Here is a 19111-nt window from a genome sequence, read left to right on the forward strand (position 1 = left end):
ATCTCAGAAATCGGACAAAGTCACTCTGATTCGTCCAATTCGGTGGGCGCGACCGCATCCGGGCCATCTTCGAGCAACCGCCGGAAGCCGTCTTCGTCGAGCACCGGCACACCCAATTCGACTGCTTTGTCGTGCTTGGAACCGGGCGCTTCACCCACGACGACAAACGCAGTCTTCTTCGACACCGAACCTGCGGCCTTGCCCCCGCGCACCAGAATCGCTTCCTTCGCCTGATCTCGCGAGTACGTCTCGAGCGAACCGGTGACGACGATCGAGAGGCCCTCGAGATTGCGCGGAATCGAGTCGTCTCGTTCGTCCTCCATGCGCACTCCCGCCGCGGCCCACTTGTCGACGATCTGCTGGTGCCAGTCGACGGAGAACCACTCCACAACAGCGGCGGCGATTGTGGATCCGACGCCGTCGACTGCAGCCAACTCGTCGACCGACGCTTCCCGAATGCGTTGCAGCGAGCCGAATTCGCCGGCCAACGCCCTCGCGGCAGTGGGGCCGACGTGCCGAATCGACAGTGCCACAAGCACTCTCCACAGCGGCTTGTCCTTGGCCGAATCCAGGTTGGCCAGCAAGCGTTTTCCGTTTGCGGACAGGGCTCCCGCATTGGTGCGGAAGATCGGAACCTCGATCAGTTTCTCGGCGTCGAGTGAGAAGAGATCACCCTCGTCACCGATGACCTTCGCCTCCAACAGCCCGGTCGCGGCCTCGTAACCGAGCACCTCGATGTCGAATGCACCGCGCCCCGAGACGTGGAACACGCGCTCGCGCAACTGCGCCGGGCAGTACTGCTGATTGGGGCACCGCACGTCGACGTCGCCCTCTTTCGCGGGTGCCAACAACGTGCCGCACTCGGGGCAGTGCGTCGGCATCACGAACTCGCGCTCGGTACCGTCGCGTACGTCGGCCACGGGACCGAGAACCTCCGGGATGACGTCACCGGCCTTACGCAACACCACGGTGTCGCCGATCAGCACACCCTTGCGCTTGACCTCGGATCCGTTGTGCAGCGTGGCCAAGGACACAGTGGATCCCGCCACCGTGACGGGTTCCATGTACGCGAACGGCGTCACGCGACCCGTGCGACCGACGCTGACCCGGATGTCGAGGAGCTTGGTCGTGACCTCTTCCGGTGGGTACTTGTACGCGATCGCCCACCGTGGTGCGCGTGACGTTGTCCCCAGGCGACGATGCAACGACATCTCGTCGACCTTGACCACCAGGCCGTCGATCTCGTGCTCGACGTCGTGGCGATGTTCTCCCCAGTACTTCATCTTCTCGACCACCGCGTCGGCGCCGACCACCCGCGAGGTGTGCGTGGACACCGGAAGACCCCACGCTGAGAGGGCCACGTAAGCGTCGTATTGCGACGCCGGCTCGAAACCTTCCATGCGCCCGAGCCCGTGGCAGATCATGCCGAGACGACGACGCGCGGTGACAGCCGGATTCTTCTGACGCAGGGATCCCGCCGCGGAGTTGCGCGGATTGGCGAACGGCGCCTTGCCCTCCTCGACCAGGGAGGCGTTGAGTGCCGCGAAGTCCTCGAGGCGGAAGAACACCTCACCGCGTACCTCGAGCAGGCTCGGGATCGGGTACTCGTCCGTGGCGGTGAGCCGCTCCGGGATGTCGTTGATCGTCAGGGCGTTGAGTGTGACCAACTCGCCTGTGCGGCCGTCGCCGCGGGTTGCGGCACGCACGAGTTTGCCGTTTTCGTAGACGAGGTTGAGCGCGACACCGTCGATTTTCACCTCACACAGATAGTGCAGTTCCGGGCCGGTTTCCTGCTCTACCTTCGCGATCCACCCGCGGAGTTCGGACTCGTCGAAGACGTTGTCGAGACTGAGCATCCGCTCGAGGTGATCGACGGACGTGAAGTCCGTCGCGAATCCGCCTCCGACCAATTGCGTCGGAGAGTCGGGAGTCCGCAGATCCGGGTACCGCTCTTCGAGAGCATTGAGCTGCCCGAGCAATGTGTCGAATGCACCGTCCGAAATGACGGGCGCATCACGAACGTAGTAGCGGAACTGATGCTGGCGTACCTCTTCGGCCAGCTCCGTCCACTGCTCGCGCGCCTCGTTGGGCGCTGGCTGCATTGCATCCGCGGTTTCAGTCACAGCTAGGAGAATATCGGTTCACACCGACACACCCCATGACTCCACACATCAGAATGCCGACGGATCGTCCACCAATGCCTTACCGACGTCAGTGCACAGCCGAAGGGCGGCGCGACTCCACTCGAGGCTCGCACCCGCAAGACCACAGCTTGGGGTTACCGCGACCTGGGTCTGCAGGAGTTCGCGCGAGAAGCCGAGACGATCGATCAGGGTGACGGCGGGCATCGCGCACTCTTTCCACGTCACCGGCTTTTCCGGCGGGGCGGAAGGAACCAGACCGAGCGCCAATTCCTTGCCGGCGTCGAACAACTGGCCGATGCCGTCGAGATCACGAGAACCGACGAGCGACATGTCCAAGCTCACGCCGAACGCCTGGCTTCGCCTCAGTAGATCCCACGGCATGTCGGCAGCGCAGCTGTGAACGATCGTCGGCAGCCCGCAACCGCTGATCGTCGAGTCGAGCACCGCCAGCGCCTCGGGTTCCGGCAGAGCCGGAACGCTTTCCATCTTGGTACGCCCGGGCAGCGAACCGGCCAGCACTGCCGCGATCTGAGGCTCGTCCAACTGGATCACGACCTTGGCGCCGGTCCGGCGTGTGACCTCGGCCGCGTGTCGCGCGAGACCCTCACCCAGTGATTCGGCGATGTCACGCAGCGCCCCGCGGTCGACGAGAACTCGCGAACCGTTCGCGACCTCGATCTCGGCGCCGAGTGTCAGCGGGCCGGCAGCTTGGAGCTTGACGATGTGGTCCCCGCCGACGAGACGGGCCGACTCCCAGGCTTCCTCGAGTGCGTCGAGATCCTGGTTCAGGAAGTCCTCGGCTCGCTTCGCGACGTTGCCCCTCCGCGGCACGACGCGATAGGCACGCGTCGAGGCGTCGAGGTTGATGTCGACCAAAATGGCTCCCGCCCGGCCGACCATGTCAGCGCCGAGACCGCGACCCGGCAACTCCACCAGGTGTGGGAAACCGCCCAGTTCACCGAGGATGGTTGCGGCACTTTCGCGGGCGTCCGTGCCCGGCCAGGATCCGATTCCGGTGACGAGGCCACCGATGGAAACCTGCTGTGTCACAGTGCGTTCGGCTCGGATTCGGTGCCGGAGATGGTGCCACTGCCGAGAACCTGGTCGCCTAGTTCGCTGTCGGGGCGATACAACACGACGGCCTGGCCCTTCGCGACGCCGGTCAGTGGTTCGCGCAACGAAATCGCGATACCGCCGGTTGAAGTACCGTCATCGACGGCCTCCGCAACGGCCTGCGCCAATCCGCCGTGCGCACGAACCTGCACCATGCACTCGACGGGGCCTTCCGGCGCTTGGCCCGAAGTCCAGATCGCGCGCTGGGCCGAGATGGCCCAGACGTCGAGATTCTTGGCCGAACCGACTCGTACCGTTCCGGTTTCGGGCTCGATCGCAGTCACGTACCGCGGACGGCCGTCACCCGCGGGACCTTCGACGCCGAGCCCCTTGCGCTGTCCGATCGTGAAACCGTGTACGCCGTCGTGCGCAGCGAGGACCTCACCCGAATCGGCGTCGACGACGCTTCCGGGACGAACGCCGATCCGCGCACCCAGGAATGCTCGAGTATCGCCGGTCGGGATGAAGCAGATGTCATGGCTGTCGGGCTTGTTCGCCACAGCCAGGCCTCGTTCGGCGGCTTCCTCGCGGATCTGTTCCTTCGGTGTGTCACCGATCGGGAACATCGCCCGCGAAAGCTGATCAGCAGTCAGCACACCGAGGACGTACGACTGATCCTTGTCCGCATCAACCGCCCGGCGCAGGACGCCGTCTTCGAGGCGCGCGTAGTGACCCGTCGCCACGGCATCGAAACCGAGAGCGACCGCACGATCGGCCAGTGCGGTGAATTTGATCTTCTCGTTGCACCGCAGGCACGGATTCGGGGTCTCACCCGCTGCGTACGACGCCACGAAGTCGTCGATCACGTCTTCCTTGAAACGATCGGCGAAATCCCAGACGTAGAAGGGTATTCCGAGGACGTCGGCAGCGCGCCTGGCGTCGCCGGCATCTTCCTTCGAGCAGCAACCACGCGAACCCGTCCGCAATGCGCCCGGCGCCGTGGACAGCGCAAGATGAACACCGACGACGTCATGTCCGGCGGCAACGGCGCGGGCGGCGGCGACAGCGGAGTCGACGCCTCCGCTCATGGCTGCGAGTACTCGCATCAGCGATCCCCTCCACGCGAACCGGCGCCGGCAAGACCGGCGGCCCGAGCGCGCTCTACTACTTGTGGAAGCGCAGCGATCAGCGCGTCCACATCGGTGACACTCGACGTATGTCCGAGCGAAAATCTCAGGGAGCCACGCGCGACAGACGATTCGACGCCCATCGCGATCAATACGTGGCTGGCCCGGGCCACACCAGCGGTGCAGGCCGAACCGGTGGAGCATTCGATACCGGCCGCGTCGAGGAGCATCAACAGCGAATCGCCCTCGCAACCGGGAAAGGTGAAGTGCGCGTTACCGGGAAGCCGATCGGATCCGGTCGGGCCGTTGAGCACCGACTCGGGAAGGATCTCCAGGACTCCGTCTATCAACCGATCGCGCAACTGCGCCAATTCCCTTGTGCTGGAATCGAAGTTCTCGACATTCGCGCGCAGCGCCGCAGCCATCCCGACAACACCCGCAGTATCCGGAGTGCCCGAACGCAGATCACGTTCGTGTCCGCCGCCGTGAAGGAGCGGCACACAGGGAACCTGGCGTCCGAGCAGCAGTGCGCCGACGCCGTGCGGACCACCGAACTTATGCGCCGCGATGCTCAGCGCGGACAACTTGCTCGCCGCGAAATCGACGGGCAATTGTGCAACGGCCTGGACCGCGTCGCTGTGCATCGGAATCTCGAACTCTGCCGCGACCTCTGCCAACTCCATGATCGGCATGATCGAGCCGACCTCGTTGTTGGCCCACATCACCGTCACGAGTGCCACCTCGTCGGCGTGGACGGACAGCTCGTCGCGCAACGTCTTCGGGTCGACGACACCGTTCTCGTCGACCGGCAACCACGTCACACGCGCGCCCTCGTGCTGCTCGAGCCACTCGACGGCGTCGAGCACCGCATGATGCTCGACGGAGCTGGCCAGAATTCGAGTGCGTCGCGGATCGGCGTCACGGCGAGCCCAGTAGATGCCCTTGACCGCGAGATTGTCGCTCTCGGTTCCTCCGGAGGTGAAGATGACCTCCGACGGCCGCGCGCCCAGGCTCGCGGCGATCGACTCGCGCGATTCCTCGACGCGGCGCCGGGCCGCACGGCCGGAGCCGTGCAGCGAGGACGCGTTGCCCACGGTTTTGAAGGTATCGGTCATCGCCTCGATAGCGGCTGCCGACATCGGAGTCGTGGCGGCATGATCGAGGTACACCGGAAATCCGGCGTGGGCACTGTGTGCAGGCAGAGTCATGGCTTGACAAGGATAGCCCAGCACGAGAGTTCGCCCAGCCTCGCTCAGGAGGCTACGCGGTCATCGCCGGGGAGGGATCGATTTGTCCCACGGCTTGTGTCACGAGTTCCGGCGCGGGGTCGAAGATGTCGTGAGCTGCCAGATCGATGGTTTCGACGCCCCGTACGGCTCTCTCGCATCGCTGTGCGAGGTCGATTCGACACTCCCCTGCCTCCTCGAATGGAGCCAGCCTGACCTTCACCTCGACGTTCTTCTGACGCAGGATCCGGCGGATGGACTGACCGATCGTTTCGGTGCCGACAAAGCACGGTCCGGTGCACAGGGAACCGTCGGCGTTCTCGTAGCGGATCGCCATGGGCTGAACCGGGCATTCGGCGTCGACGGCAGCTTGGAACATCGCCGGGCGAAAACCGCCGTACGCCCGGCCGCACCAGGTCGTTCCCTCGGGAAACACCATCACACGGACACCTCGCTGCAAGCGCTCGCGAACGACGTCGACGGTTCCGGGAAGTTCACGCAGTCGAGCGCGATCGATGGGGACGACGCGCATCCGGCGCGCGAGACCACCGAGCACTGCCCAGTCGAGCAGGTCGGCACGGGCGACGAAGTTGGCCGGGGCAACGGCACTCGCGACGAGGACGTCGGTCCACGACACGTGGCCGGCGACAACCATCACGCCCGCCGGTTCGGCGCGCCCCAACCGCTGATCGTCGACCGTGAGCTTCATCCCCAGGCAACGCAGCAACGCCCGCGAGTATCCGCGCTGCATCTCCGTACGCCAGGCGCGCGGGAGCAGCCAACCGGCCGAAAGCACCGGCGCAGTCACCAGTGCGGCGCCGACCATGACCCCGCGGGCCACCACGGTGATACTCGACACACGGGGTGCGTCCGCGGGTAGGCACCCGTCGCCGCAGGGGCTCGTCGGCACCCAGTACGGCAACGTCGCGGTCATCAGCCGATCCCCGATTCGTGCGCGGCGGCCGCCGATCGCAGCCGTTCGAGGTAGCGCTTGTTGGCGGAGTGAAGGCCTTGCAGCGCAACAAAATCGGCCACACCGAATTCGGGATCGTGAGCAGGTTCCCCGCAGATCGTCGCGCCCATCCGCAAGTAGCCACGAAGCAACGGCGGCATCGTGACGCGTTCCGGTGCGGCAATCTCGTCGAGCGTCAGACCGCCGAGGACCACCGGGTTTCGTGGAGTCACCCGCCGTGACGCCGGACTGGCGTGTTTGTTCATCACGAAGTCACGGACGCCGCGGACATCGGCGCCGGCGATTGAATCGGGGCTCGGGAGGACGGGCACGGAGACGCAGCCCATCACCCACTCGTATCCGGTCAATTCGAGGTAGTGCAGGATTCCTGACCACATCAGGCTGAGGACGGATCCGGTGCGGTGAGCGGGATCGACGCACGCGCGACCCATTTCGACGATTCTGTTCGCCACCGGATCGAGCGCGGAGATGTCGAATTCCGTTGCGGTGTAATACCCACCCGCGGCCGCAGCGGAATCCGGCGGCAGCATTCGGTAGCAGCCGACGTACTCCTCGGTGATGTTGTCGCGAACGAGAAGATGATCACAGAATTCGTCGAAGGCGTCGGCGTCGAGCTCGAACACGCCGGCCGAGGCCGGGAGGGAGAAGCCTGGCTCGGAGGCGAACACTCGGTATCGAAGGCGCTGCGCTGCGACACGATGCTCGCGGTCGGAGGAGACGATCAGGGAATATCTCGGCTGGGCGACCTCACGGCCGAGATTGTCACTCGCGGAGCGAAGGACTGACGTAATTGTCATGCGCAAGGTTTATCGAGCGCGAACGGCGTCTCGGTATCGACGAAGTGACATGCCGATGCAGGCCGGGTGAATAAAGCACTGTGCGCCTTTATCAACCGCGGGGGGTTGATAAAGGCGCACAGCAGTTTGTGCTTTCTAGCCCTTGTGGGACTTCACAGCTTCGGTGAGCTGCGGTGCGACGTTGAACAGGTCGCCCACGATGCCGAAGTCGGCGATCTCGAAGATGGGTGCCTCTTCGTCCTTGTTGACCGCGACGATGGTCTTGGACGTCTGCATGCCGGCACGGTGCTGGATGGCACCGGAAATGCCGAGCGCGATGTACAGCTGCGGCGAGACCGTCTTACCGGTCTGACCGACCTGGAACTGTCCGGGGTAGTAACCCGAGTCCACAGCGGCACGCGAAGCACCGACTGCAGCGCCGAGGGAATCGGCCAGCTCTTCGACGACGGAGAACTTGTCCGCGCTGCCGACGCCACGTCCACCGGAGACGACAACCGAGGCCTCGGTGAGCTCGGGGCGGTCGCCGCCGACGATGGGCTCACGCGAGGTGACCTTGACGGCACTCTCGTCCTGAGCCGGAACCTCGACGGTGATCTGCTCGCCTGCGCCGGCCTGCGGAGCAGCCTCGACTGCACCCGGGCGAACCGAGTAGACGGGAACGTCGCCGTTGGCCTTGGCCTCGACGGTGAACGCGCCACCGAAGATGGAGTGGACGCCGGTGCCGTCAGCCTTGATCTCGATGACGTCGGTCAGCAGTCCGGAGCCCAGACGTGCGGCCAGACGACCGGCAACCTCTTTGCCCTCGGTGCCGGCCGCGGTGATGACCGCTGCCGGGCTGGTGGACTCGACCAGAGCGGCGAGAACGTCGACCTTGGGGGTGACGAGGTAGCCGTCGATGTCGTCGGACTCGGCGACGTAGATCTTCTCGGCGCCGGCTGCTGCCAGAGCGTCGGCGAGCTTTGCTGCGGTGCCCGCGGGGCCGGCGACAACTGCCGACGGCTCACCGAGTGCGCGTGCAGCGGTGATGAGTTCGGTGCTGACCTTCTTCAGCGCACCCTCTGCGTGCTCTACGAGCACAAGTACTTCTGCCATGACTTAACTCTCCCTGAGTTCTTCTGCTGGATGTCTAGAAGGGCGCGGTCAGATGACCTTGTTGCTGACGAGGTAAGCGGCAATCTTGGTGCCACCGTCTCCCTCGTCGACGATGCGCTCACCAGCGGTACGGGGGGGCTTCGGGGTGGAGGACGTCACGGTGGTGCCGGCGTTCGCAACACCGACGGTCTCCGGATCGACTCCGAGGTCGGCCAGCGTGTAGACGAGAACTTCCTTCTTCTTCGCGGCCATGATGCCCTTGAAGGACGGGAAGCGCGGCTCGTTGATCTTCTCGGTGACCGAGACGATCGCGGGCAGCGAAGCCTCGAGGCCGAAGACGCCCTCGTCGGTCTCGCGCTCACCGGTGATCTTGCCGTCGGCGACGACGACCTTGCGCAGCTGCGTGAGCTGCGGGATGCCCAGGTACTCGGCGATGATGGCCGGAACAGCGCCGACGCGGCCGTCGGTGGCCTCGTTGCCGGCGATGATCAGGTCGGCAGGCTCGTCGTTCTCGAAGGTGATCTGTCCGAGAGCAGCAGCGAGCGTCCATGCGGTCTGGATCGCGTCGGAGCCGTGCAGTGCCGGGTCGTTGATGTGGACGGCCTTGTCGGCGCCCATCGACAGAGCCTTGCGGATAGCGTCGGTGGCGCGGTCGGGACCTGCGGACAGCACCGTTACCTCACCGCCCTGAGCTTCCTTGATGAGGAGTGCTTCTTCGACGGAGCGCTCGTTGATCTCGTCGAGGACTGCGTCGGCGGCTTCACGGTCAAGCGTGTAGTCGCCGTCGGTCAGCTTGCGCTCGGACCATGTGTCGGGGACCTGCTTGATCAAAACAACGATATTCGTCATGGGTCTTCGTCGACCTCCTGTGTGTAATTCACCTGATAAATCGTCTGTGGTGCTCGCGCAGTCCGAGCGTCCGAAAAGAGAGTCCGACAGGTCTCCCCACGGGCGGATTTCTCGGTTCACGTCGGCTGTGCGTTAGATTACCCCACGTTAAGTTACCGGTGGGTAACTTAACGTGGAACCTCGTCCACCATAACGGCACGAACAGGAATTGACAGCAGTGATCTGGACCACGGCGAACACGTTCTACTCGGATGGCACTAATCTCGCACGGGTGAGTGAAACGAGTGTCAGCAACCACGAGGACGCACCCCTGCCCTTGACGGGCGAACGAACCGTGCCAGGAATCCCCGAGGAGAACTACTGGTTCCGGCGCCACGAAGTGGTGTACCGCGCACTTCTGGAGCGCTGCACGGACCGCCGAGTCCTCGAGGCCGGATCCGGAGAAGGCTACGGCGCCAACATGATTGCGGACGTCGCAACGAAGGTTACGGGCCTGGACTACGACATCTCCGCGGTCGAACACGTTCGTGCGCGCTACCCCCGCGTCGAGATGCTCCACGGCAATCTCGCCGAGCTTCCACTGGCCGACAACTCGGTTGACGTCGTCGTCAATTTCCAGGTGATCGAGCACCTGTGGGATCAGGGTCAGTTCCTGCGCGAGTGCTTCCGCGTTCTCGCTCCCGGCGGTGAACTTCTGATCAGTACCCCCAACCGGATCACGTTCTCCCCCGGCCGCGACACGCCGCTCAACCCTTTCCACACTCGTGAGCTCAACGCCGCCGAAATGACCGAATTGCTCGAAGACGCCGGATTCCGCGTTCAGTTGATGACCGGCGTCCACCACGGTTCTCGTTTGAAGGAACTCGACGCGAAGCACGGCGGATCGTTCATCAACGCGCAGATCGACCGCGCGTTGGCCGGCGAGCCCTGGCCGGAAGATCTCACCCGCGACGTCGAGGGCATCACCGTCGACGACTTCAGCATCAGCGAACCCGACATCGACGACAGCCTCGACCTCGTCGCCATCGCCGTGAAGGACACCGCAGTGAAGGACATCGCCGTGAAGGAAACCGGCGAGTGAGTAACGCAACACCCGTCACCGAACCGGGGATGTTCGCCCTGGTTCTGCACTCCCATCTGCCGTGGCTCGCCAACCACGGCAGATGGCCCGTCGGCGAGGAATGGATCTACCAGTCCTGGGCTGCGTCGTACATTCCGCTTGCCGCCGCGCTTCGACGCCTGGCCGACGAGGGCCGATCGCACCTGCTGACACTGGGAATCACGCCGGTGCTCGCGGCTCAGTTGGACGATCCCCACTGCCTCGCCGGGATGCATCATTGGCTCGGCAACTGGCAGATCCGTGCCCACGAAGCCGCCGGGATGCCGGACGCGGCGCACCGCGAACTCGGCGCGCGCGAACACCGGGCGTCAGCCGCCGCTCTGGAGGATTTCGAGACTCACTGGCAGCACGGCGCTTCCCCGGTGTTCCGGGACCTCATCGATCGCGAGGCCTTCGAGCTTCTCGGCGGGCCGCTGGCCCACCCGTTCCAACCCCTGCTCGATCCTCGCTTGCGGGCCTTCTCTCTCCGCGAGGGTCTCGCCGACGCGCATGCCCGGTGGAGCCACACTCCGACCGGGATCTGGGGACCCGAGTGCGGGTACACACCGGGTATGGAGCGCGGGTACGCCGAAGCGGGCGTCACCCACTTCATGGTCGACGGTCCCGCCTTGCGCGGCGACACGTCCCTCGGCCGCCCGGTTCGTGAATCCGACGTGGTTGCCTTCGGCCGCGACCTGCAGGTCAGCTACCGCGTCTGGTCCCCGAAATCCGGATACCCGGGTCACGCTGCTTACCGCGACTTCCACACCTACGACCACGAGACGGGCCTCAAGCCGTCGCGGGTCACCGGACGGACCGTCGACTCCGCCGACAAGTTGCCGTACGACCCCGAACTCGCTGCCGCCGCCGTCGACAAGCATGTTGCCGACTTCGTCGAAACCGTTCGGGCGCGTCTGCGCAGTGAGTCCGCCCGTATCGGCCGCGACGCCCTCGTGGTCGCGGCTTTCGACACGGAACTGTTCGGGCACTGGTGGCACGAAGGTCCGCAGTGGCTCGAAAAGCTCCTGCGCGCGCTCCCCGAGGCCGGAATTCGCGTCGGGACCCTCGCTGACGCCAAGGCATCGGGATACGTCGGCGAACCCGTTCAACTCGAGGATTCGTCCTGGGGATCGGGCAAGGACTGGCGCGTGTGGGCCGGCGATCAGGTGTCCGACCTCGTGCAACTGAACTCCGAAGTAGTCGAGACTGCCCTCACCACCGTGGACAAGTCTCGCGGACGCGACAACGCTCCCGGCCGACCGGAACTGCGAAACCGCGTCAACGATCAGGTACTTCGCGAGACACTGATGACAGTTTCGAGCGATTGGGCATTCATGGTGAGCAAGGATTCGGCCGCGGGGTACGCCCGCGAACGCGCACACAAGCACGCCCACGCGACCAGGGAAATCTCCGAAGCGGCGGTTTCCGCCCGCGACACCGTCGCCGAGCGCCTAGCCGAAGGCTGGAATCGTGCCGACGGACTGTTCCCAGGTCTGGATGCACGCCGTCTGCCCGACACGGAACTGGCGAACGGGAGTGCGTCGTGAAGATTCTCATCGTCTCGTGGGAGTACCCACCGGTCGTCGTGGGCGGGCTCGGTCGCCACGTCCACCATCTCGCCACCGAGCTTGCGGCTGCAGGCCACGAGGTTGTGGTCCTCTCACGGCGACCGTCCGGCACCGATGCGTCCACGCACCCGACGGTCACGCACATCTCCGAAGGCGTCCTTGTCGTCGCGGTGGCCGAAGACCCCGCTCACTTCGTCTTCGGTGAGGACATGCTCGCGTGGACCCTCGCGATGGGTCACGCGATGGTCCGCGCCGGGATGGCGCTGCACAAGCCGGGAGTGGGCGAGGGCTGGCAGCCGGACGTCGTACACGCGCACGACTGGCTGGTCGCACATCCGGCTATCGCCCTTGCCGAATTCTATGACGTCCCACTGGTTTCCACACTCCATGCCACCGAGGCGGGTCGCCACAGCGGCTGGATCTCCGGACGCATCAACCGCCAGGTCCACTCCGTCGAGTGGTGGCTGGCAAACGAATCCGACTCTCTCATAACCTGTTCGGCGTCCATGCAGGAAGAAGTGACCGAGCTCTACGGCCCGACGCTTCCGCCGATCACCGTCATCCGCAACGGAATCGACGTGACCACGTGGAACTTTCGCGAACGTGGACCGCGGTCCGGACCGCCGAAACTCCTCTTCGTCGGCCGCCTGGAATACGAGAAGGGCGTGCAGGACGCCATCGCGGCTCTCCCCCGAATCCGTCGTAGCCACCCCGGCACGACCCTCGCGATCGCGGGCGAAGGCACCCAGTTCACGTGGCTCTACCAACAGGCGCGGACTCATCGCGTCGCGCGGGCAGTGGACTTTCTCGGCAACCTCGATCACACCGAACTGCTCAGCTGGCTGCACGGAGCGGACGCCATCGTCCTGCCGTCCCGCTACGAGCCCTTCGGGATCATCGCCCTCGAAGCGGCGGCAGCCGGCACTCCGCTGATCACGTCCACCGCAGGCGGACTGGGCGAAGCCGTCGTCGACGGGGTGACGGGGATGTCCTTCCAACCGGGCGACATCGCCGGGCTCACCTCGGCTGTCCGCGAGGTTCTCGACGATCCCGCCGGGGCGCAGGAACGGGCAGTGGCCGCCCGCGCACGCCTGACATCGGACTTCGACTGGCATCAGGTCGCCGAGGAGACTGCGCACGTCTACGCGGGCGCAAAGCGTCGGGTGCGGCAGCCGTTGGCTCGTCCGCAGATCCCCGAGCGTCCGCTACCCGGCCGCTGAAGCGCTGACCTCAGCGGATCGGGAAGGGCGCGGTGAAGCGAGAACTCGCGTCCCCGAGCAGATGGCCGGGTGGCAACATCCGGCCGCACAGCACCAGCAGCAGATCCTGCGCCGCTCCGTGGACCTCGGCGCCGGCGCCGTACGTCCAGTCTCGGTCGTCGGCGCGCAACCGAGCGCCGTCGAGGTCCGTCCCGAAATACTTCACGGTTTTGGGCGAGAGTCCGCTGAGCACGCGAGTGAGCCGGTCTTCTGGCACCACGTAATCGTCGCCGAGTGCCACGCGAATGTCCTGACCGTGGATCACGTCGTGCGAGAGTGCACCCTCGAAGCCACCACCCGGCGGCTTCCACGGGTGTGCAACATTGTCGCGAAGCGAGGCAAGCAATTGTTGCTCACCGACTTCCGACGCGTCGGCGAGCGCTCGCCGATTCGACATCTTGTTGAAGTTTCCGCGTGACTTGACCATTTCCACGACGAATCGCGGCGCCGAGTATCGGTAGGGCATGGTGATGTGCGCGATCACTTCGCGGACCCGCCACCCGTCGCACAGGGTCGGCGCGTTCCACTGCTCCGTGCTCAGGCCTTCGAGAAATCCCACCAGTTCGCGGCGCTGCGCCACGACCCATTCGGGTGTCTGTTCGCTCATGTCGGCACTCCTTTCACCGGCGCAGACTTTCGGCGCCGATACCGATACAGACCGGTGGCGGCGCCGAAAGTAATCGCTGGTGCTGTCAGAACGTGAGCTAAGGCGTCGACGACGCGTCGGCAGCGTCCGCAGCAGCCTTCTTGCGTGCGATGTCCTCGAGTGCCGCGATGTACTTCGCACGATCGGCAGCGCCGGCTTCCCAATCGGACTTGCGGTTCTTGACCGCCTTTGCGGGCGAGCCGACGGCGATGCTGTAATCCGGGATGTCTCCCTTGACGACGGCGTGCGCACCGAGAACACAACCGCGTCCGACGCGGGTATTTCGCAGCACGGTGACCTTCGCTGCCACCCAGGTGTCCGGGCCGATACGGACGGGGCCCTTGACGATGCCCTGGTCCTTGATCGGTGTGTTGATGTCGTCCATGCGGTGGTCGAAGTCGCAGATGTAGCACCAGTCGGCTACGAGCGTCGACGCACCGATTTCGATGTCGAGATAGGTGTTGACGACGTTGTCCTTGCCGAAGACGACCTTGTCGCCGATGCGCAGCGAACCTTCGTGGCAACGGATCGCGTTGCCGTCGCCGATGTGTACCCAGCGCCCGATCTCGAGGCGGGACAGATCGGGGGTGGAATGGATTTCGACGTTCTTGCCGAGGAACACCATGCCGCGCAGGATCACGTGCGGGTTGGCCATCTTGAACTTGGCGAGACGGTAGTACCGCACCAGGTACCAGGGCGTGTACGCCTTGTTCGCCAGAACCCATTTGAGGGAATCGACGGTCAAGAACTTGGCCTGATCGCTGTCGTTGCGGCGTGATCCCCGCCATCGAGTGCGCAACGGTGCGCCCCACATGCTCGTCATGAGTGTTCAGCCTACGTGGGGCCGACTCACCGACCCTCGGGGTGTGCCCCGTCACGTTGCCCCGGTCGGGATAGTCTCTGCTCCGGGCTTGTGCAGTTACCGAAGGCTCTTGACGAAGTGAAGGCAGGGAGATTGTGATGCGGCGGGTCCTACGGTCGTCCGTGATGGTGTCGACGGCGATCGTTGCGGTCCTGATCGCCGGTTGCGGCAGCGACGACGGACGGGTGGACCGGTACGCGTCGGCGGGTTGGCCGGCCATGCACGCCGACGCCCGCAACAGCGACACGAGCCCGGTCACCGGTTCACGCGATGTCGAGTTCGCCTGGTCACGCCCCCTCGGCGGTCCGGTTGCCGCGTACGCGTCGGTGGCCGCGAACGGCCAGAGTTTCGTCACCGCCCGCACCGAGAACGGCTGCAATCTCTTTTCTTTCCAGATGGATTCGGGTCGCAAGAAGTGGTGCGCTCGACTCAACGACGGAGTAGTCGCCTCGACGCCCATCGTCGACACGGCCACCAATGTCTACGTCGGCGAGAGCGGCGCGATGATGTCCTTCACTGAAACGGGTCAATTGCGTTGGCGCACGCTCGTTGTGGGCACTCCCCTCTCGTCGCAGTTCACCGGCGACGGAAACCTGTTGTTCATCACCCAGCTGGGTCAGATCAACGTGCTCAACCCGCAGACCGGCGCAAAGGTTCTTCCGTCGTTCGACCTGATCCCGCCGCCGTCGATCGACCAGGGCTCGAATGCAGAACTCATTCCCGACAACAAGGGTTTGAACGAGTGCTTCCTCGGTACCGCCGGCTGCCCGGTGGCCAATACGCCGGCAGTCGACCTGGGCACCGGCAAGTTCTACTTCACCTTCTACGGACCCAGTTCTCAGGCAGCCGATCTGGTCGCCATGAAGTACACGGGCGGTGACAATCCGTCCATCACCCGCGAGTGGTCCACCGACGCGCTTCCCGGTGGGACGGCGTCGAGCCCGGACCTGTCGAAGGACGGCAAGACCGTGTACGCCACCGACAACAACGGGTCGCTGTGGGCGGTGGACGCCGAAACCGGTGACACCAGATGGAGTTACGACATCGGCTTCAACTCGGCCGGTAGTGCCTCGACGTCCGACGACGGTTTGATCATCCCCGCCGGCGGCGACAAGGGTCACCTCCTTGCCGTGCGCGACGAGGGAGATCACGCCGAACTCGCCTGGGAACGCAAAGACCTTCTGCAATTGGGCGTTCCGGCGCAGACCGCCGGCAACACCGGCTACACCGTCGTCCGCGAGGGTGAGAACGGATTGAGCCTGATCACCTTCGACACGGAGACCGGTGAGACGGTGGATCAGGACACGCTGCCCGGAGCGGTCGGCTTCACCGTCGGCACCTCCATCGGCCCGAAGGGTGAAGTGTTGACGCCCAGCGCAATCGGTGAGCTGTTCGTCTTCAAGTGAGCTAGCGGGACGCCTCACAGATGAAGGCCGACGCCGATCGTCCGATCCGCACGATCACGACGCTCAGCGCAAGCGAGCCCTTGAGCTTGAGCCGTGGACGCAGCACTGCCGGGTCGACGTCGACTCCGCGCACCAAAATTTCGGCCACACCGCAGTCCCTCTTGGACAGCGTCTGTTTGAGCAGTTTCTCCGAGTACTTGATCTGCTCGAGGATCCGGAATCCGCGAACTCCCTCAGGGACGCTGTCGCCGGTCAGATAGGCGATCCGCGGATCGAGCTGCCACAGGCCGTGTCTGGCCGCGTAGTGGCGCACCAGGCCTGCGCGCACTACCGCGCCGTCCGGGTCGATGATCCACTCCCCCGGAGCCTGCTCCGGAATAACGTCGTCCTCGGCGTCGGTGATCGCCCACCCGCTCCCGTCGGAGCGAAGCACCGAAGCTCGACGCGTGACGCCGGACTCGGCCAGTCCCGTCGACCACAGGCAAGCTTCCTTGACTCCGCCGTCGAGCGAGACGACCTCGACTTCGCCGGCCCAGCCGAGGTTGTCGAAATCGAGTCCGGGAGCGCACTTCACGGCGAGATCACGGCCGGAGTACGCCTCGATGAGGTCCGGTAGCGGCGGCATCAGGGCTGCGGGATCGTGAGTGCGACGACCGCCCGATCGCCGCGCCGGGTCCGCCAGTACGACGGTCTCGCGTGTCGTCGGGCGGAGTGCGTCGGCACGCAACAACGCTGCGCTCGGCACATTGCGCTGCGCCATCGCCAGCCGGACGGAATCGATGTCGCTGCCGATCACGCGATGCGCAACTCCGGTCAAGGCGTGCAGTTCGGCGCCGATCGAGCACGTCACGTCGTGGACGTCGCGCCCGATCAGACGCTGCGCGCGGTGCGCCGCCACGACGCCGGGAGTGGCCTGCTGCATCGCGTCGTCCGTGAACAACCACTGATCGCTGCCGGGCAGTTTCGCAGCGGCTTTGCGTCGAAGCAGAACGGTGTCCACGAGCGCAGGCATGTGATCACCGAAACGCGTACGCGCCCGGCCGATGTCGGCCAGACGCGTACGCGTGGACAGTTCGAGCTGATCCACCTCGGCCAAGGCAGCTACGCCGGAATCACTTCCGAGATAGTCGACGTCGCCGAGGGTGAAGTCATAACCCAATTCAGTTGCCGGGCTTCACGCCGGTGATCATGACGTTGTAGAAGAATCCGCGAGGAACGACGTGGCGGAGCACCTTCTCGTCGACCCAGCTGAGCGTCTTCCAACCACCGAAAGCGAAACGCCCCCAGCCCCAACCGAGCTTCTCCGGCGGAACAGCCGCCTCGAAGGTACGGACCGGCCAGCCGAGCAGCGCCGCGGCGAATTCCTCGGTGGCAGCGTGGACCTGATCGGCGCCGGCGGACTTCGCCATGTTCTCGAGGTCCGTGGGGTCGAACGTGTGGATGTCGACGACAGCCTCGAGAGCTGCTGCGCGAGAAGACTCGTCGAGCTCCTCCTGCGGGCGACGCCAATCTGCCAGGAACGGCAGCTTGGTCACGCGTGTGGTTGCTTCCCACGTCGCGCGGCCGAGCCAGCGGGCGTAGAAGTTGCCGACAGTCGTGGGCTCACCGGCGAAGACGAAACGACCGCCGGGCTTGAGAACACGGAGGACCTCGCGCAGCGACTTCTCCACGTCCGGGATGTGGTGCAGCACGGCGTGGCCGACCACCAGGTCGAAGGTGTTGTCCTCGTACGGAATGGTCTCGGCGTCGGCAACACGGCCGTCGACCGGAAGGCCGAGGCTTTCGGCATTGCGCAGTGCGACCTTGACCATGCCGGGCGAGAGGTCGGTGACCGAACCGGTCTTGGCGACTCCGCCCTGCATCAGGTTCAGGAGGAAGAATCCGGTGCCGCAACCCAGTTCGAGGGCGCGCTCGTACGGGAGCGGCTGGTCGCCCGCGACGGCGTCGAAACGACCACGTGCGTAGTCGATGCAGCGCTCGTCGTACGAGATGGACCACTTGTCGTCGTAGGTTTCGGCTTCCCAGTCGTGGTAGAGCACCTGAGCGAGCTTGGTGTCCTTACGAGCGGCCTCGACCTCTTCGGCCGTGGCGTGCGGCCGCGGCGCGGGGTCGACTACCGAGGTGTCGGTAGCGGCGGGCGGCGTGACGGTTGCGTCGTCATTCGGGCTGGCTGTCATGGCGGCTATCCTACTCGCTGGTAAGAGATGAACAAGTTCTAGTTTAGGGGAGCCTACTCGCCCGTGAACTCGGCCTTGCCCGGACCGTTGGCGATGAACGACTCCATGCCGATCGTCTGATCCTTGGTCGCGAACAATCCGGCGAACAGATGCTGCTCGATCTTGAGGCCGGATTCCAGGTCGGTGTTCAGACCTTCGTCGATGGCTGCCTTGGCAGCAGCCAACGCGCGTGACGCTCCCCCGACAAACTGCGAGGCCCATGTCCGGGCCGCGGTGTAGACGTCGTCGGGAGCGACGACCTCGTCGACCAAACCGATGGCCAACGCCTCGTCGGCCCCGACGAAACGGCCGCTGAAGACCAGATCCTTGGCCTTGGCCGGACCGATCAGCCGAGCGAGGCGCTGCGTTCCGCCGCCACCGGGAATGATTCCGAGCAGAATCTCCGGAACTCCGAGCTTGGCGTTGTCTCCGACGATCCGGCGATCGGCCGACAGTGCAACTTCGAGACCGCCACCGAGTGCGTATCCGGTGATCGCGGCAACGGTCGGCTTCGGGATGGACGCCACGGCGCCGAGTCCTGCCTGCATGCCGCCGATCGCGTCACGGATCTGGCCGTAGTCCATCTCGGCCATTTCCTTGACGTCGGCGCCGGCAGCAAAAACCTTCTCGCCGCCGTAGACGATGACTGCCTTGACTGCCTTGTCGACGGTCGCGGCGTGTGCAGCAGCGGCCAACTCGTCCTGGACCTGACGGTTCAGCGCGTTCATGGGCGGGCGCGCCAGACGGATGGTGCCGATGCCTTCGGAAACTTCGAGAGTCACAAATTCAGCCAT

General features: G+C 65.1%; 17 protein-coding genes. 4 read left to right on the plus strand and 13 right to left on the minus strand.

Going from position 1 to position 19111, the window contains the following annotated elements; all coding sequences use genetic code 11:
• Nucleotides 1-20 precede the first annotated feature (20 nt).
• The 8 genes from ligA to DBV08_RS01695 form a co-directional block, all read right to left on the minus strand.
• The gene (gene ligA, locus DBV08_RS01660) at nt 21-2102 is read right to left on the minus strand and encodes an NAD-dependent DNA ligase LigA (protein ID WP_397486707.1); all 2082 of its coding nucleotides are present in this window, start codon (nt 2100-2102) and stop codon (nt 21-23) included.
• 69 nt (nt 2103-2171) lie between these two features.
• Nucleotides 2172-3194, minus strand: coding sequence for a methionine synthase (locus DBV08_RS01665; protein ID WP_095969192.1), 1023 nt, complete (start codon nt 3192-3194; stop codon nt 2172-2174).
• On the minus strand, nt 3191-4303 hold the full coding sequence (gene mnmA / locus DBV08_RS01670; protein WP_124566332.1) for a tRNA 2-thiouridine(34) synthase MnmA: 1113 nt from the start codon (nt 4301-4303) through the stop codon (nt 3191-3193). The genes DBV08_RS01665 and mnmA overlap by 4 nt, the downstream gene beginning before the upstream one ends.
• A complete protein-coding gene (locus DBV08_RS01675) occupies nt 4303-5532 on the minus strand; it encodes a cysteine desulfurase family protein (RefSeq protein WP_095969190.1) in 1230 nt (409 codons plus the stop codon). The genes mnmA and DBV08_RS01675 overlap by 1 nt, the downstream gene beginning before the upstream one ends.
• 52 nt (nt 5533-5584) lie before the next feature.
• Complete coding sequence (locus tag DBV08_RS01680; protein WP_124566333.1) at nt 5585-6484, minus strand: 1-acyl-sn-glycerol-3-phosphate acyltransferase; 900 nt, start codon at nt 6482-6484, stop codon at nt 5585-5587.
• Nucleotides 6484-7320: a GNAT family N-acetyltransferase gene (locus tag DBV08_RS01685; RefSeq protein ID WP_095969188.1), complete on the minus strand. Its 837-nt coding sequence runs from the start codon at nt 7318-7320 to the stop codon at nt 6484-6486. Before DBV08_RS01685 ends, DBV08_RS01680 begins: the two co-directional genes overlap by 1 nt.
• Nucleotides 7321-7455: 135 nt before the next feature.
• Entirely contained in the window at nt 7456-8412 is a 957-nt protein-coding gene (locus DBV08_RS01690) for an electron transfer flavoprotein subunit alpha/FixB family protein (RefSeq protein ID WP_003944698.1), read from the minus strand.
• Between the two features lie 48 nt (nt 8413-8460).
• On the minus strand, nt 8461-9261 hold the full coding sequence (locus DBV08_RS01695; RefSeq protein ID WP_003944754.1) for an electron transfer flavoprotein subunit beta/FixA family protein: 801 nt from the start codon (nt 9259-9261) through the stop codon (nt 8461-8463).
• 271 nt (nt 9262-9532) lie between these two features.
• Here DBV08_RS01695 and DBV08_RS01700 point away from each other — a divergent pair, with 271 nt between their 5' ends.
• Genes DBV08_RS01700 through DBV08_RS01710 form a run of 3 tightly spaced genes read left to right on the plus strand, consistent with a single transcriptional unit; the run spans nt 9533 to nt 13148 of the window.
• A complete protein-coding gene (locus tag DBV08_RS01700) occupies nt 9533-10342 on the plus strand; it encodes a bifunctional 2-polyprenyl-6-hydroxyphenol methylase/3-demethylubiquinol 3-O-methyltransferase UbiG (RefSeq protein WP_124566334.1) in 810 nt (269 codons plus the stop codon).
• A gap of 29 nt (nt 10343-10371) precedes the next feature.
• Nucleotides 10372-11907 carry a glycoside hydrolase family 57 protein gene (locus tag DBV08_RS01705; RefSeq protein ID WP_124566570.1) on the plus strand — a complete coding sequence of 512 codons (1536 nt, stop codon included), beginning with the start codon at nt 10372-10374 and terminating at the stop codon, nt 11905-11907.
• Nucleotides 11904-13148, plus strand: coding sequence for a glycosyltransferase family 4 protein (locus DBV08_RS01710; protein WP_020907242.1), 1245 nt, complete (start codon nt 11904-11906; stop codon nt 13146-13148). The genes DBV08_RS01705 and DBV08_RS01710 overlap by 4 nt, the downstream gene beginning before the upstream one ends.
• 10 nt (nt 13149-13158) lie before the next feature.
• On the opposite strand, the gene DBV08_RS01715 is transcribed toward DBV08_RS01710, so the two are convergent.
• Both DBV08_RS01715 and DBV08_RS01720 read right to left on the minus strand, forming a co-directional pair.
• The gene (locus DBV08_RS01715; RefSeq protein WP_124566335.1) at nt 13159-13794 is read right to left on the minus strand and encodes a maleylpyruvate isomerase family mycothiol-dependent enzyme; all 636 of its coding nucleotides are present in this window, start codon (nt 13792-13794) and stop codon (nt 13159-13161) included.
• Between the two features lie 97 nt (nt 13795-13891).
• Entirely contained in the window at nt 13892-14656 is a 765-nt protein-coding gene (locus tag DBV08_RS01720; protein WP_095969185.1) for an acyltransferase, read from the minus strand.
• A gap of 137 nt (nt 14657-14793) precedes the next feature.
• Between DBV08_RS01720 and DBV08_RS01725 the strand changes: the two genes are divergently transcribed.
• Nucleotides 14794-16101 (plus strand): PQQ-binding-like beta-propeller repeat protein, encoded by a 1308-nt coding sequence (locus DBV08_RS01725; protein WP_124566336.1) that lies wholly within the window; start codon nt 14794-14796, stop codon nt 16099-16101.
• Nucleotide 16102: 1 nt separating this feature from the next.
• Here the strand turns inward: DBV08_RS01725 and DBV08_RS01730 are convergent, their stop codons facing one another.
• Genes DBV08_RS01730 through DBV08_RS01740 form a run of 3 tightly spaced genes read right to left on the minus strand, consistent with a single transcriptional unit; the run spans nt 16103 to nt 19111 of the window.
• Entirely contained in the window at nt 16103-17260 is a 1158-nt protein-coding gene (locus DBV08_RS01730; protein WP_124566337.1) for a THUMP-like domain-containing protein, read from the minus strand.
• Between the two features lies 1 nt (nt 17261).
• A complete protein-coding gene (locus DBV08_RS01735) occupies nt 17262-18278 on the minus strand; it encodes a class I SAM-dependent methyltransferase (protein ID WP_003944733.1) in 1017 nt (338 codons plus the stop codon).
• 53 nt (nt 18279-18331) lie between these two features.
• The gene (locus tag DBV08_RS01740; RefSeq protein ID WP_095969182.1) at nt 18332-19111 is read right to left on the minus strand and encodes an enoyl-CoA hydratase/isomerase family protein; all 780 of its coding nucleotides are present in this window, start codon (nt 19109-19111) and stop codon (nt 18332-18334) included.

Source organism: Rhodococcus sp. KBW08 (assembly GCF_003852455.1).
GTDB classification, from domain to species: Bacteria; Actinomycetota; Actinomycetes; order Mycobacteriales; family Mycobacteriaceae; genus Rhodococcus_F; species Rhodococcus_F baikonurensis.